Source organism: Burkholderia sp. BCC1999, from assembly GCF_905339975.1.
Lineage (GTDB): Bacteria > Pseudomonadota > Gammaproteobacteria > Burkholderiales > Burkholderiaceae > Burkholderia.
In genome coordinates this window covers 24,783-39,506 of sequence record NZ_CAJPHP010000007.1, presented here as the reverse complement: position 1 = coordinate 39,506, position 14,724 = coordinate 24,783, and the positions used below count along the sequence as shown (strand labels likewise).

Genomic DNA, 14,724 nt, shown 5'->3' with positions numbered 1-14,724 from the left:
TGGTCCTGCGCAATGTCCGCCGGGCGCGGCGTTGGCCGCGTCGCGCGCCGGCGGGGGTGTCGACGGTTCGGCTCAGTTCACCTTGGCGCTGGTGAACTTGAAGCTGGTTCCGCTGTTCGCGGTGACGAGCCAGTACGTCGCATCGGTGATGACGACACTGCCGATACCCTGCGTGATCAACGGCAGCGCGAACGACTTCTTCGGCAGTAGCCAGGTCATGTTCGCGAGGCTGGTCGGGTGGCTGGCGGCAAATGCCCAGCCGCTGCCCGTGTCGGTAGCCGACCACGTGACGTTCAGGCGCGCACGATCGAAGATCGTGATGTCACTCATCGTGTACCACTTGAACTGACCGAGCAGCTTCAGCGTGTTCGCCTGCGAGAAGATCGCCGACAGTGTCGACGTATAGGACGACGCGCCAAGCGGGTGCGCATAGATCAGCCGGCTCGTGCGGTTCGCGACGACGAAGTTCATCAGGGCTGCGTACCAGTTGTTCACGTCGCTCGTCGGCACCGCATACTGCTGGAACTCCTCGAACGTCGCGTACTTGCCGAACGGCATCACCGGGTAAGCCCACAGGCCCGGGTTCAGCAGCGCGCCGTTGCGATATGCGCGGGTCGGCGCCGAGCCGGTGTGGCCGGTGAAGTAGTACCCGTTGAAGCCGTTGGCTTCGAGCCAGTTGACCGACCAGGTCGGCGTGTTGCCTTCCGGCGCCGCGTACTCGACGTCCGGCTGGCCCGTCGCAGCCTGGACGGCCTGATGGTTCATCACCAGGTACTGCGTGAACGTGCTCGCGTTCGTTTCGCTGGCATTTGCCCCCCAGTAGTCGTGAATCCAGCCGCCGTGGCTGCCGACGTGATGGCCCTTGCTCAGGAAATACTTCACGAGATTCAGCGCGGTGGGGTTGTTGGCGAGGTTCACGCCGTCGCCGTCGCCGAAGGTCGCTTCGTCGGGGCCGGCCGTGATCACGAGCGAGAACGGCCCGTTGTTCCACACGCCGAGGTTCTTCAGCTGGAGCGCCGGCTGGATCTGGTCGCCCGCGCAGAAGTGCCAGTTGAACACCAGCCCGGCCATCGCCTTCGGCAGCGGCGACAGCGACGGCAGGTTCAGCATCTGCGTACCGAAATAATGCAGGTAGCCGTGGATCAGCATGCCGTCGGTCTGGCCGTCGAGGTAGGCGAGCGGCAGGTTGACGAACAGCACGCCACCGTTGCCGTACGTGTTGTAGCCGGACACCAGCCCGAACGTCGGCGAGGTCAGGATCGTCGTGCCGGTGTACGTTCCCTGCGTGACGAAGCTCGGATAGGTGAGGAAGCCGTACACGTAGCCGGAGATACCCTCGAGCGTGTCGGTGGTCGTTGCCATGGTCGACGCGAGCGTGGTGGCGGCCTTGCCGGTCGTCGTGCTGACGAGCGAGTTGGCGCTATACGTGCCGGACTTCACCTGCTTGCCATTCGCAACGCCGGTCAGCTTCGGGGCCGTCTGGCTCAGCACGCCGCTGCCTGCGGGGGACGTGTCGTACTGGAACCATGCGCCGTGGTTGTAGTTGGCGAGGCCGCCCGGGTTCGACGGGCTGCCGGACAGATACAGCGCGGTACCGGTCGTCTGCTTCGACGAATTGTTCGTCTTCGAGTTGCTGGTGGTCGCCGCGGCCATGACGCTGGCGGTCGTCGTGGTCGAAGCCGTCGTGGTCCACGTCATCGACTTGCCGGGAGGCACCTGGAGCGTGCGCAGCCAGCTGCTCATGCCGGTCACGTTACCGAGACCGATCATGTTGCCGCCCAATTGGTCATACAGTACGTAGTCCACACCGACCATGTTGCTGAAACGAGATTTCGGGCTCACGTAGAAGCCGGCCGAATTCAGCACGCCGAAATCGTAGACGAGCATCACCTTGCCGCCGTTCAGTGCATAGTTCTGGATTGCCGTGACGAGCGTGTCGTCGGCCGTCGTATGCACCTGATCGGGCAGGATCAGGCCGGGATACTGCGACAGCGACGCGCCGGCCGCCATGAACTGGCTGTCGGTCATCACCGTGATCTGCAGCCCTTCCTCCTGGGCGGTGTCAAGCCATGCGGACACGCGCGGATCGGGCAACGTCAGCGTATTCGGCACCAGCAGGATGAGCTGGTTGGTGGCCGCCTGAACGCCGCCCGGACTGAATGCGAACGCGAGCGCGAACAACGCGAACAGGATCCGCAAGAACTTGCCTGACTTTGCCAACATGGTGTGCTCCTCGCTCAAGGAATGGGGGCGCGCGGCAGCCGTGATACGCGTGCCGCCAGGTCGACCAATCCTGCCCCGTAGGTGTGTGCGGCTGTCCGGTGCGTCGGACATCGAGCGGCACCTGTCGACGGCAGCCGGACCAACACGACATGTCGGTACGCCGCGCTGCCGTCGTCGACGAGCGGACTCGATGCGACGTATTGAGTGAAGCGAACAACGTGCCATTTGCCCAGGAGGCCCGGTCCTGCTGGCTTCATGTGACGCGAGTCGCGCGGCATGGCAGCAAACGCAATGGATTCGTTTCATCGCTGATACGGCGCGTTTGCAAGCGAAATCAGCAGACGGAATCGGAGCCGTTCGTCAGCGCGCCGGGCCAGCTCGCGCAGTAGGTGTAGAGCGTGACCAGCAGGCCGATCAGCAGCGGTCCGCCGAGCAGGAAATAGCAGAACGGCAGAAACAGCAGCGAGCCGTGATGGATGATCACCGCGTGCAGCAGCATCACGAACGGCAGCGCGAAGACGAAATAGCCGAGCACCAGCACCGATGCGAGGGCCTTCTGCAGCAGCGAGAAATCGAGCGGGTAGTACAACGCCGCCATCACCAGCGGGATCATCGCGATCGCCGCGCCGTGCAGCACGAACATGTCGCGCAGATGCAGCAACGGGACATACGGGAACGTGCCGGGCGCGAGCCAGAAATAGACGCAAATCAGCAACTGGGTGAAGCTTGCAATTCGTAACAGATATGCAACAGGCAGCCAATTCCTGTGGCGCACAAAGGACGCGGCGAAGCCGATTGCGCAGAGCGCCGCGGTGGACGCCAGCAGCACGCCGCCGGGCATGCGCGCGGCGACGTCGATCGACAGCAGCGGCACGCGCGGCGCGTCGGGCGGATAGCCGATCACGATCACGTGGAGCGCCGGGTCGATCTGGTGCGCGCCCCAGGTCATCACCGCGCGCCAGTAGCGCCAGGCGATCGGCAGGTCGGCCCACAGCAACGCGTACAGCGCAGGCGTCAGCAGTGCGATCGACGACAGCCAGCGCTGCGGATAGGCATGAATCCGCAGCGAACGGTCGGCGGGAGGACGGACGGGGTGCGTCTGCATGGCGCCCGCCCGATTACCAGCGATAGAACACGCTCAGCTCGCCGCCGATCCGTGAGTAGTAAGGGTTGTGGTAGTAGTCGAACTCGATCTGCGTTCCCCACTTGCGCGTGAACCAGTAGCGCCATTTCGCGTCGATCTCGTGGCTGCGGAAATCGGCGATCTGCGAGCCGGAGCCGGTGACCTGGTAGGCCTCGCGGCCGAACCCGCCGCGCAGCACGATCACGCTCTTGCCGACTTCGCCGTAGGTGACGGCGCCGTAATAGGCCGGTGCCTTGACCGATCCGGGCGAATCGACCGTGTAGTTCGTGCCTGCCTCGAAGATCCATTTCGGCAGCGCGTACCAGATCAGGCCGGCGTGATAGAGCTGGTCGCGATGGCCGCTGCGGTTCCACGCGTAGCCGGCGCCCAGCGACACGACCAGCGAACGATTCGACAATAGCTTGCGATTGATCGACAGGTCGACGCGTGCGCTCGGCAGGATCGTCCCCGACGTGGTGCCGGCGAAGCCGATGCCGCCGAACCAGTCGGGGTTGAAGTCCTGCACGTAGGTCAGTGCGCCGAGCTGCGTGTTCTCGCCGAAGCGGTGCAGTTGCGCGAGTTCGCCGAGCACGGTACGTCCGCCGTCCTGATAGACCCCGCGCAGGTGCACGCCGTACCAGTCGCCGTAGCCGTGCGTCAGGTGTGCACTTGAATAGCCGAACGACAGTTCGGTGTGCTTTTCTTGCGGCGCCTGGACATGTGTGACGATTGCGTCGGGCAGCGGCGGCCGGTTCGTATCGTCAGGCGTGAACTCGGCGAGCGGCACGCCGTCCGGCAGGCCGTCTGCGCTGACGCGTACGAACGTGGATTCGTCGCGCGGCCGTGGCGTAATGACGGTGGGAACGTCGGGCGACTGCACGGGCGGCGCGGTGGCGGCGTCATCCGGCAGTGCGGCCAGTACCGGTGGCGTACCGAAGGCGACGCCGCACAGCACCGCGAGGGTGGCAACCGGCACGCGCGGGCCGCGATGGCAGGGGCGATCGGACATGAAGGCGCTCCTTAACGGGATGCGTGGAACCAGCCGCTGCGCCATGCGACGAGGTCGCCATGCACGCATGCGTGACCGACGACCGAGACATCGCGCGCGCACGCGCTGACAGGATGGCCGGCGACACCGATGCGCGCACCGGTCAGCCGCAGCAGGCCGCCGGCCGACACGACGCCGTCGATGCAGCTCGCGTTCGCGAGCAGCACGTCGTCGCGCGCGAACACGGCGCCGTGCAGCAGCGCATGACGTTCGAGTTCGACGCGATGCGCCTTGACGCTGCCGCGCAGCACGCAGCCTTCGCCGAGCGTGAGCGTGCCGTCGACGATGAGGTTGCCTTGCACGACCGTGTGCGCGGGCAGGCGAACGTCGCAATGCACCAGGTAGCGGCCGTGCAGGAAGCGGTGCGGCAGCGATGCGAAGTGGCGGGTGAGCGAGATTGCGCGGCGCGGCGCCGCCGGCACGCTGGCGGGTCGCGCACTCGGCGCGGCACCGAAGACGATCGGTTCGCCGTACAGGGACGCGAAACCGCCGGCGCCGTGCAGGTGCACCGTGCCGCCGACCACGACGCCGCGCAGTACCGCGCCGTCGACGTCGATCCGCGGTGCGTGTGCAAGCGCGCCGATCGTCGCGCCGGCGCGAATGTCGATGCGCTCGCCGGCGAATGCGTACGCCGCGCGGGCGCCACCGTCGAGCGTGATCGCACGATCGGCATGGAGCACGCCGTCGCGATGCTCGTCGTGCGCGACGTGGATGGTGTCGGCGTGCTGTACGGCCAGCCCGAGTGCTTGCCAGGGCGGCGCGGCGGACGGGTCGGCCGGCGGTTCGCCGGTCGCGTATGCCCGCAGTGCGTCGTGCCATCGCGTGGCGAGCAACGCTTGATCGACGAACGGACCGTCGCCGATCGGCAGGGCCGCGACGTCGCTGCGCCGGATCAGTTCATGCAGCATCGGCAGGAACGGCAGGCTGAGCACGCCGGCCACCGGCACCATCACATTGAAGGTCGTCATCGATCATCGCTCCGGTTTCAGTTGCCGGCGAAAACGCTCGGTCTTGTCCCATTTCAGTTCGCGGCGGAATGCGGCGTCGAGCGTGAGTCCCCATAGCGCGGAGACGACGGCCGCGATCGTCACGCAGAAGCCGACGACGTTGACCGGCACGAGCCGCAGCCGCGTCGCTCGGCCGTCGAGCCGGGCCGCGACGACGATCTCGAAGAACACGCCGAAGTTGCCGAAGGTGCTGAACGAGAACAGCGCGAACAGCGACACGATCAGGCCGAGCGCGGTCGAGTTGACGCCGTTGAACAGGTACAGCGCGAGCGCCGCGCTCCATGCGACTGCGAGGAGCGCGGGCATCACGAACACACCGAGCAGCAGCGCGCCGTCCAGCCGACAGCGCCGCGAGATCAGCGGATTGCGCAGTACCGGAACCAGATAGCGCAGCAGCGTCTGGTTGTGGCCTTTCGCCCAGCGTGTCAATTGACGCGCACGCACGGCCCAGCGCTCGGGCACTTCCTCATAACATTCGGCGTGGTTCAGGTAGACGGTGCGCCAGTCGCTCAGCAACAGGCGATAGGTCATGTCGGTGTCCTCGGCGAGCGTGTCGTCGCGCCAGCCGCCCACCGCGTCGAGCGCACCCTTGCGGATGCCGCCGACCGTGCCGCCGTACTGCGGTACCAGGTTGAGGTTGTTGCGGGCTTGCTGGTTGACCTGGTAGCCGCCCGCGCGCTCGAGGTCGAGCAGCCGCGCGAGCAGGTTGCTGTCGGCGTTTTGCGGCACGACGCGGCCCATCACCGCGCCGACTTCCGGATCGAAGAACGGCGCGACGAGTTCCTTCAGCAGCCCCGGACGCGGCAGGTAGTCGGCGTCGAACACCACCATGATGTCGCCGCGGATGAAGCGCAGCGCATCCTTCAGTGCGGCCGCCTTGCCCGGCTTGCCGTTCTCGCGGTGAAACGGCTGGATGAGGTCGGGCGCGAGCGCCTGGACCTCGTCGATCAGCGCGCGGGTGTTGTCGGTCGAGCGGTCGTTGACCGGAATGATCGTCAGCCTGTCGCGCGGGTAGGTCGTCGCCAGCAGCGCCATCAGGCAATCGACGACGACGGCTTCTTCGTTGTGGGCGGCGACGAACACCGTGAGCCGCGGCCATTCGCCGTGAGTGATGGTCCGGTAGGGCGCGCATTGCGGCTTGAACAGGCGGTCGAGGCTGAACACGTAATGCCGTCCGGCGTAGATGCACGTCAACAGCGTGAACAGCCACAGGTACGCGACGCAGGGCATCAGCAGCAGATCGGGGTCGAACGTGATGCCCGGCGCGCTGGCCGGCGGCGGTTCGAGCGACGCGTCCGCACCGGGCGAGGCTGGTGCGGCAAGCGCGAGCGGGGCGCCGACGAGGGCCGCGCGTTCGACCGCGACCGCTGCGTTTGCGGCGGGCATGGCGATTCGCGCCGGCTCGGCGATCGCCTGCGATGCGGTGTCGCGCACGGTCAGCGAGAAGGCAAGCACGATCAGCAGCAGGATGCCTTGCTCGCAGAGTGACGCCATCCGCGCTTTCTTCATGTCCTGGTCCCCGGTGTCCGCGACGATGACCGATGAGAGCTGAAGGCGCCCGTGGATCGCGCGGATGTCAATGGGACGCGGCCGCACGTTCGTCGCGCAGGGGCGGATGTCGTTCGCCCCGGCGGACGCGTCGCGTCGCCTCCCGGCTTCGTTGCTTTGGCGTCCCCGTCTGTCTGTTGCTGTCGTGCGAGTGCTTCGGGACGCACCTGTCTGACATTAAGCAAGGCGTGAGCCATGGGCCGAAATGCCCCGTGCAGCAAGGAGCCGGGCGCGCGGTGCGCGCGTGGTCGGGGCCGCGGCGACGTGTTTTGATTCACTGACGAATCAGCGGATGCGCGCGACATTCGACCCCGAGCAGTCCGCGACATATCTCGTGCACGTCACACGGCGGGCGGTTTGTCTAACGAGTCGCGGCCGCCTTGTCCGATGCGGCCTGGCGAGACGCGCCGTCGTGCGTCGCTGGCCGCGCGCGCGGTGCCCCGCAGGCGAACCCGGCGATCGCCGTGGTCCGCACCGAATACACCGGACTCCGATGTATCAGAACGCGCCGGATCTGCGTTACACATTCGCAACATTTCCCACGCATCGATTCGTGCGACGCAAGCGACGCCTCGTGTTGGGGAAACCGCGCGCACCTGACCGTGGCCGGCCGCCATGTGCACGCCGCGCGCTGCACTGACAAAAGTGCCGAATCGAGACGACGCAAAGCGTTTCGAAAGAGGCAGGCAGTTCGATGAGCCATCGGCGCGCGACATGCATTCGCGATTCATCGGACGACGTCGTCAGACGGATCGGTCGGTCGGTCGGCTGTTTATCGTTGTCGTGCCGATTCGTCGATGAGACGGCCCGTAGCAGTTGTGAAACATTCCGTAACCCCTCGTGCGTGTGCGGTGCGCGTCGCGCAGACCGGGCCCGGCTGCAGTGCGGCTGGTTTGAATATTGCTGGTGTGGAAGCAACGTGACGAACCGACGTGACGCTCGACACAGCGAGGAACGACTCATGACGTGACTGATCAGTGCAACGGGACGCCGGTAGTACGACGATTCGCGTGGCCGGGACCGCGCGGACAGGGCGGCGCGCTCGCCTCGCGACATCGCCACGTGCTGACCGCGTGCGAGTACGGGAAGCGCCGCCTGAATACATGCTTCGCGCCACGTGCAGGGTCATCCGCGCGAAGTGGCTAAACGAGGATAACGATGAAGAAGATCTTGCTTGTGTTCGGGACTCGGCCGGAGGCCATCAAGATGGCGCCGCTGGTTCGCGCGCTGAAGGCGCAGGCGGATGTCGACGCCCGGGTGTGCGTGACCGCGCAGCATCGGGAAATGCTCGACCAGGTGCTGACGCTGTTCGACATCAAGCCCGACTACGATCTCAACCTGATGCGGCAAAGCCAGACGCTGACCGACGTGACGACCGGCATTCTTCAGGCGATCGGCATGGTCTTCGACGATTTGCGTCCGGATGTCGTGCTGGTGCACGGCGATACGACCACCACGCTCGCGGTCAGCCTTGCTGCGTTCTACCGTTATCTGCCGGTCGGGCACGTGGAGGCCGGGTTGCGCAGCGGCGACATCTGGTCGCCGTGGCCGGAGGAACTGAATCGCCGCGTGACCGATGCGGTGTCGTCGTGGCATTTCGCGCCGACGGGGCAGGCGCGCGACAACCTGCTCAGCGAGGGCGTGCCGGGGAGCGGCGTCTCGCTGACCGGCAATACCGTGATCGATGCATTGCACGAGGTCAAGCGCATGCTCGACCGCACGTCCACGCTGTCGGACAAGGTTGCCGCGTATTTTCCGTTTCTCGAGCCGTCGCGGCGCGTCGTGCTGATCACCGGCCATCGCCGCGAGAGTTTCGGTGAGCCGTTCCAGCATTTCTGCGAGGCGCTCTGTACGCTCGCCGGCCGCTATCGCGACGCGCAGTTCGTCTATCCGCTGCACATGAATCCGAACGTGCGGGAGCCGGCGCGCGCGCGGCTCGGCGGCGTGCCGAACATCTACCTGATCGAACCGCAGGAATACCTGTCGTTCGTATTCCTGATGTCCCGCGCCCATTTCATCATCACCGATTCGGGCGGCATTCAGGAAGAGGGGCCGGCGCTCGGCAAGCCGGTGCTCGTCACGCGCGAGACGACCGAGCGGCCCGAGGCGATCCAGGCCGGCACCGCGCGGCTCGTCGGCACGGACCAGGAGCGGATCGTGTGGGAGGCATCGCGCCTGTTCGACAGCGAGAGCGCCTACGAGGAAATGTCGCGCGCGAGCAATCCGTATGGCGACGGTCACGCGAGCGAGCGAATCGTTCACGCGCTGATGCGCACGCCGGGCGTGACGACGAAGACGACGAGCTTCTCGATGGGGGCCGCGGAGATGCCGTTCAACGCGCTCACGCTGGGGTTGCAGGCGCTGCGGTCGCCGTGAGCCGGGTGACGCGACAGCATCTCCCGTATCGTTCGTTGCCGTCACGCAAGGATCCGGTTCGGCCGTCAGGCCGGCCGGATCCCTGCATTTGCGCGACCCGGGACGAATTTTCCCGCCGGGTTCAAAAGTGTTTTCGTCGAATCTCCCTTTCCCGGTACGGCGCCGGGCACGGATACTTCAGCGGATACCCGCCCCGCATCGGCCCGCATTCACGTTGAAGTCCAGGCTGCCTCGATGCAGGGGATCCGATGCCTCCGATCGTCGATCGTCCGTCGCGACGCATGCCGCACGGGTGCGGCCTTGTTGCCGCCGCCGATCGCGTCTCACATCACGCCGATTTCCATGACCCAATCCACTCATCAAGCATCGTTGCCGGCCCGCTATCACGCATGGACCTGGCAAGGCAGCGAGCATCCCGCGCAGCTGCATCTCGAACAACGGCCGATGCCGACGCTGAAACCCGGCCAGGTGCTGGTGCGCAACCATGCCATCGGCCTCAACCCGGTTGACTGGAAAGTGCTCGGCGGCGCACTGGTGAGCTGGCGTCACGGGCACGTGCCCGGTGTCGACGGCGCGGGGACGGTGGTCGCGGTCGCAAGCGAGCCGATGCGTCACTTGCTCGGCCGCCGCGTGGCCTATCATCAGGCGCTCGGCGAACACGGCAGTTTCGCGGAATACACGCCGGTTGCCGCGTCCGTGCTGTTGACGGTGCCCGAGGCGCTCGATTTCGAGACGGCGGCGAGCGTTCCGTGCCCGGCGCTGACCGCGTGGCAGGCGCTCGAAAAAGTGCCGTGTCGCGTGTCGAGGGACATCCTCGTCAGCGGAGCCGGCGGCGCGGTCGGCAACTACCTGGTGCAGATCGCCGCCGATCGTGGCTTCGTGGTGTCGGTGTCGAGCCATGAGCGGCATTGGGAACGGCTGCGCGCGCGAGGTGCAAGCCGTTTCCTGCCGGGCTCGGCCGAGGGATCCGTCGACGCCGGGCACGAACCGGCACGACACTTCTACGCGGTGTTCGATAGCATCGATGCGCAAAGCGCCGCCCGGTGGGCGCCCGCGGTTGCGGCCAACGGGCACATCGTCTGCATTCAGGGGCGCTTCGATGCGCCGCCGCTGCCGCCGTTCACATCGAGCGTGTCGCTTCACGAGGTCGCGTTGAATGCGTTGCATACGTACGGCGATGACGCCGCGTGGCTCGAAACGACAGCGGCGGGCAGCATGCTGCTGGCGAGCGTCGCGAACGGCCGGATGCAACCCGAGGCACGCGTCACGGGCGATTTCGCCCAGCTGCCCGGGCAACTGGAAGGGCTTCGGCAGCGGCGGTTTTCCGGCAAGCCGGTGGTGCTCGTCGGGTAACGGAAGCGATCGACGCATGTGAAGCGCCGCATCCGGCGCGCCGGCGCAAAACCGCCGCGCATCGGTTAAAGTTGAAGCCCGGCTCAATCCCCATACGAATCCGCCTGCCGCGGGCGATGTCGCAGCCGTCCGGGCGGGGCGTCGCGCACGGGCGACGATGTTCCGCGGTGCCGTTTCTGGCAGCGCCGACAGGATCGCGTTGCCTGAGTGACGGTTTGCGTGGGGCAGAATCGGGACCCGCGGGCGCCCGCTTTCGACCGGCGTCGTACGCCCGGCAGTCATCGGCACCGATAGCAGATCCAGCGCCGTTCTTCCGGCGAAGCAGTCCACCAGGCGGTGCCGGGTCGGCACCGTTCGAATCCCCACACGGCACCCGCGGTGCGACGCGGGCGCCTCGACCAGGAGGTGAACGATGATCACGCTGACCGTCAACGGTAGCGAGCAGCACTTCGACGGCAATCCCGACATGCCGTTGCTCTGGTATCTGCGCGACGTCCTCGGCCATACCGGCACCAAGTTCGGCTGCGGGATGGCGCTGTGCGGCGCGTGTACCGTGCATCTCGACGGCGTCGCGATCCGGTCCTGCATCACGCCCGTTGCGGCGGCGACGGCCAAGCGCGTGACGACGATCGAGGGGCTGTCGACGGACCTGACCCATCCGCTGCAGCAGGCGTGGCAGGAACTGAACGTCGCGCAATGCGGCTACTGCCAGTCCGGGCAGATCATGCAGGCCGCGTCGCTGCTGAAAACGAATCCCCACCCGAGCGACGCCGACATCGACGATGCGATGTCCGGCAACATCTGCCGCTGCGGCACCTACACGCGCATTCGCGCGGCGATCCGGCTGGCCGTGCGCCGCGGAGGCGCCGCATGAGCGCGCGCGAACTCTCCGTCCACAACGAAAGCCGTCGCGCGCTGCTGCTCGGCTTCGCGTCCGGCGGGCTGCTGCTCGCATTCGGCGTGCCGTCGCTCGTGCATGCTGCTGCGCCGGTGCAGCCGCCTGTCAGCGCGAATCCGCAATACGGCGGTGCCGGGATGCCGCACGGGTTGCGCGACGATCCGCACCTGTTCGTCGCGATCGCCCCGGACGGCACCGTGACCGTGACCTGCATCCGCTCGGAGATGGGACAGGGTGTGCGCACGAGCGTCGCACTCGTGGTTGCCGACGAGCTGGGCGCCGACTGGGCGCGCGTGAAGGTCGCGCAGGCCGTCGGCGACGAGCCGCGCTACGGCAACCAGAACACCGACGGGTCGCGCAGTTTGCGCCAGAGCTTCGCCGCGCTGCGCCGGGCCGGTGCGGCCGCGCGCACGATGCTCGAGCAGGCCGCCGCGACCGCGTGGGGCGTCGATGTGGGGCAGGTCAGGGCGACGGTGCACGAGGTCGTCGACACGAAGAGCGGGCGCACGCTCGGCTTCGGCGAGCTCGCGGCGAAAGCGGCCGCGTTGCCGGTACCCGATACGAAGACACTCGCGTTGAAGGCGCCGGCCGAATTCCGCTACATCGGCAAGGGTGAGACCGCGCTGATCGACGGGCGCGACATCGTCGGCGGCCGCGCGCACTACGGGATCGACACGCGGCTCGACGGGATGCTGTATGCGGTCGTTGCGCGACCGCCGGCCTACGGCGACACGGTCGCGTCGTTCGACGCAGCGGCGGCCGAAAAGCTGCCGGGCGTCGTCAAGGTCGTGCAGCTCGCGTCGGCGCCGCTGCCGTCCGGCTTCCAGCCGCTCGGCGGCGTGGCCGTCGTCGCGCGCGACACGTGGACGGCCATCCAGGCGCGCGCGCAGTTGAAGATCGACTGGAAGCACGGCCCCAACGCGGGCTACGACTCGACCGAATATCGCAAGACGCTCGAAGCGGCCGCCGCGCAGCCGGGCGACGTGATCCGCAACGACGGCGATGCGGCCGCGGCGCTCGCCGGCGCCGCGAAACGCGTGCGCGCGACGTACTACATCCCGCATCTCGCACACGCGACGATGGAGCCGCCCGCGGCCGTCGCGCGCGTCGCCGACGGCCGCTGCGAAGTATGGACCTGTACGCAGGCGCCGCAGACCACGCGCGACGAGATCGCGAAGGCGCTCGCGTTGCCGGCCGAGCGCGTGACCGTCAACGTGACGCTGCTCGGCGGCGGGTTCGGCCGCAAGTCGAAACCCGATTACGTGGTGGAGGCCGCGCTGCTGTCGAAGGCGGTCGGCGCGCCCGTGAAGCTGACGTTCACGCGCGAGGACGACATCGCGCACGACTATTTCCACGCGGTGTCGCTCGAAGCGTTCGACGGCGGGATCGATGCGTCTGGGAAAGTGGTCGCGTGGCAGCATCGCACGGTCGCGCCGTCGATCCAGTCGACCTTCAAGCCGGGCGTCGTGCACGAGCAGCCAGGCGAACTCGCGCAAGGGATCGCGGATCTGCCGTTCGCGATTCCGAACGTGCGGATCGAAAACCCGGCGGCCGTTGGGCACACGCGGATCGGCTGGTTCCGTTCGGTCTACAACATCCCGCATGCGTTCGGCATCCAGAGCTTCGTGTCGGAACTCGCGCATGCGGCCGGCCGCGATCCGAAGGATTTCCTGCTCGAGCTGATCGGGCCCGCGCGGCGTTTCGAGCCGCACATCACGGTGAAGAACGTGAACTACGGCGAGGATCCCGCGCTGTATCCGGTCGATACGGGGCGGCTGCGGCGCGTGGTCGAGACGGTCGCGCGCGAAGCCGGCTGGGGGCGCAAGCTGCCGAAGGGGCACGGGCTCGGGATCGCCGCGCACCGCAGCTTCGTGTCGTACACGGCGGCCGTTTGCGAGGTGCAGGTCGGCGCGGACGGCAGGATCACGGTGCCGCGCGTCGACATTGCGATCGACTGCGGGCCGCAGGTCAATCCGGAGCGCGTGCGCTCGCAGCTCGAGGGCGCGGTGGTGATGGGGCTCGGCATCGCGCTGCATGGCGAGATCACGTTCAAGGACGGCCACCCGGAGCAGAGCAACTTCAACGGCTTCCAGGTGCTGAGAATGAACGAGGCGCCGCGTGAAATCCGCGTGCATCTCGTCGCGCCGGACGACTTCACGGCGCCGCTCGGCGGCGTCGGCGAGCCGGGCCTGCCGCCCGTTGCGCCGGCGCTGACCAATGCGATCTTCGCGGCGACCGGCACGCGCATCCGCAGCCTGCCGGTTGCCGATCAGCTCGCGAAGCCACTGGCGAGTTGACGCACAATACCCCCGCACCGGGCCGCATCATGCGGCCCGATTCGCACCAACCTGTCGACAAGGAGTGTGACGTGGCCTCATCCGATGTCAGTGTGAAGCAGGCGGTTTCTTCCGCCGAATGGGATGCGCGAGTCAACCTGGCGGCGGCCTATCGCCTGACCGCGCTGTTCGGCTGGGACGATCTCGTGTTCACCCATATTTCTGCGCGCGTGCCCGGCCCGGAACACCATTTCCTGATCAACCCGTACGGGATGATGTTCGACGAGATCACGGCGTCGTCGCTGGTCAAGATCGATCTCGACGGTCGCAAGGTGTCGGAATCGCCGTACGAGATCAACCCGGCCGGCTTCACGATTCACAGCGCGGTGCATGCGGCCCGCGATGACGCGCTGTGCGTGATGCATACGCATTCGATCAACGGCGTCGCCGTGTCGGCGCAGGAGGCCGGCTTGTTGCCGCTGTCGCAGCAGTCGCTCGGCGTGCTGGCCTCGCTCGGGTATCACGATTACGAAGGCATCGCGCTCAACGAGGGCGAGAAGGCGCGCCTCGTGCGCGACCTCGGCGGCAACACGAACCTGATGCTGCGCAATCACGGGTTGTTGACGGTCGGTGCGACGCCGGCCGACGCGTTCGTCGCGATGTACTTCTTCGAGGCGGCCTGCATGATCCAGGTCCGCGCGCAGGCCGGCGGTTCGGCGCTGCTGCCGATCGCGCAACCGATTCTCGACGGCATCCGGCAGCAGATCGCCGCGGTCACGCGCGGAATGGGCGCCGGGGCGCTTGTCTGGCCCGGCCTGCTGCGCCGGCTCGATCGACGCAATCCCGGCTACGCGGACTAGCTCGCTCGTCGT

Annotated in this window: 10 protein-coding genes; 5 read left to right on the top strand and 5 right to left on the bottom strand. The window is 67.1% G+C overall.

Going from position 1 to position 14,724, the window contains the following annotated elements; all coding sequences use genetic code 11:
- Window positions 1–72 precede the first annotated feature (72 nt).
- From U5809_RS11530 to U5809_RS11510, 5 genes are all read right to left on the bottom strand, one after another.
- Window positions 73–2,223, bottom strand: a complete 2,151-nt coding sequence (locus U5809_RS11530) for a polysaccharide deacetylase family protein (protein WP_322086606.1) — start codon at window positions 2,221–2,223, stop codon at window positions 73–75.
- A 334-nt stretch (window positions 2,224–2,557) separates the two neighbouring features.
- On the bottom strand, window positions 2,558–3,328 hold the full coding sequence (locus U5809_RS11525) for a hypothetical protein (protein WP_322086605.1): 771 nt from the start codon (window positions 3,326–3,328) through the stop codon (window positions 2,558–2,560).
- A gap of 13 nt (window positions 3,329–3,341) precedes the next feature.
- Window positions 3,342–4,355: a YaiO family outer membrane beta-barrel protein gene (locus U5809_RS11520; protein ID WP_322086604.1), complete on the bottom strand. Its 1,014-nt coding sequence runs from the start codon at window positions 4,353–4,355 to the stop codon at window positions 3,342–3,344.
- A gap of 11 nt (window positions 4,356–4,366) precedes the next feature.
- Window positions 4,367–5,362: a polymer-forming cytoskeletal protein gene (locus tag U5809_RS11515; RefSeq protein ID WP_322086603.1), complete on the bottom strand. Its 996-nt coding sequence runs from the start codon at window positions 5,360–5,362 to the stop codon at window positions 4,367–4,369.
- Between the two features lie 3 nt (window positions 5,363–5,365).
- Window positions 5,366–6,910 (bottom strand): glycosyltransferase, encoded by a 1,545-nt coding sequence (locus U5809_RS11510; RefSeq protein WP_322086602.1) that lies wholly within the window; start codon window positions 6,908–6,910, stop codon window positions 5,366–5,368.
- A gap of 1,197 nt (window positions 6,911–8,107) precedes the next feature.
- On the opposite strand from U5809_RS11510, the gene wecB reads away from it, so the two are divergent.
- The 5 genes from wecB (at window position 8,108) to U5809_RS11485 (ending at window position 14,712) form a co-directional block, all read left to right on the top strand.
- A complete protein-coding gene (gene wecB, locus U5809_RS11505; protein WP_176047031.1) occupies window positions 8,108–9,325 on the top strand; it encodes a non-hydrolyzing UDP-N-acetylglucosamine 2-epimerase in 1,218 nt (405 codons plus the stop codon).
- Between the two features lie 342 nt (window positions 9,326–9,667).
- Window positions 9,668–10,678 (top strand): zinc-binding dehydrogenase, encoded by a 1,011-nt coding sequence (locus U5809_RS11500; protein WP_322086601.1) that lies wholly within the window; start codon window positions 9,668–9,670, stop codon window positions 10,676–10,678.
- Between the two features lie 412 nt (window positions 10,679–11,090).
- The gene (locus tag U5809_RS11495) at window positions 11,091–11,552 is read left to right on the top strand and encodes a (2Fe-2S)-binding protein (RefSeq protein ID WP_322086600.1); all 462 of its coding nucleotides are present in this window, start codon (window positions 11,091–11,093) and stop codon (window positions 11,550–11,552) included.
- Window positions 11,549–13,873 carry a xanthine dehydrogenase family protein molybdopterin-binding subunit gene (locus tag U5809_RS11490; protein WP_322086599.1) on the top strand — a complete coding sequence of 775 codons (2,325 nt, stop codon included), beginning with the start codon at window positions 11,549–11,551 and terminating at the stop codon, window positions 13,871–13,873. Before U5809_RS11495 ends, U5809_RS11490 begins: the two co-directional genes overlap by 4 nt.
- 71 nt (window positions 13,874–13,944) lie before the next feature.
- Complete coding sequence (locus tag U5809_RS11485; RefSeq protein WP_282507209.1) at window positions 13,945–14,712, top strand: class II aldolase/adducin family protein; 768 nt, start codon at window positions 13,945–13,947, stop codon at window positions 14,710–14,712.
- Window positions 14,713–14,724: the final 12 nt, after the last annotated feature.

Coding starts and splice junctions, on each gene's coding strand:
- U5809_RS11530 (WP_322086606.1), bottom strand. CDS start 2,223: ATGTTGGCAAAGTCAGGCAAGTTCTTGCGGATCCTGTTCGCGTTGTTC.
- U5809_RS11525 (WP_322086605.1), bottom strand. CDS start 3,328: ATGCAGACGCACCCCGTCCGTCCTCCCGCCGACCGTTCGCTGCGGATT.
- U5809_RS11490 (WP_322086599.1), top strand. CDS start 11,549: ATGAGCGCGCGCGAACTCTCCGTCCACAACGAAAGCCGTCGCGCGCTG.
- U5809_RS11510 (WP_322086602.1), bottom strand. CDS start 6,910: ATGAAGAAAGCGCGGATGGCGTCACTCTGCGAGCAAGGCATCCTGCTG.
- wecB (WP_176047031.1), top strand. CDS start 8,108: ATGAAGAAGATCTTGCTTGTGTTCGGGACTCGGCCGGAGGCCATCAAG.
- U5809_RS11495 (WP_322086600.1), top strand. CDS start 11,091: ATGATCACGCTGACCGTCAACGGTAGCGAGCAGCACTTCGACGGCAAT.
- U5809_RS11500 (WP_322086601.1), top strand. CDS start 9,668: ATGACCCAATCCACTCATCAAGCATCGTTGCCGGCCCGCTATCACGCA.
- U5809_RS11520 (WP_322086604.1), bottom strand. CDS start 4,355: ATGTCCGATCGCCCCTGCCATCGCGGCCCGCGCGTGCCGGTTGCCACC.
- U5809_RS11515 (WP_322086603.1), bottom strand. CDS start 5,362: ATGACGACCTTCAATGTGATGGTGCCGGTGGCCGGCGTGCTCAGCCTG.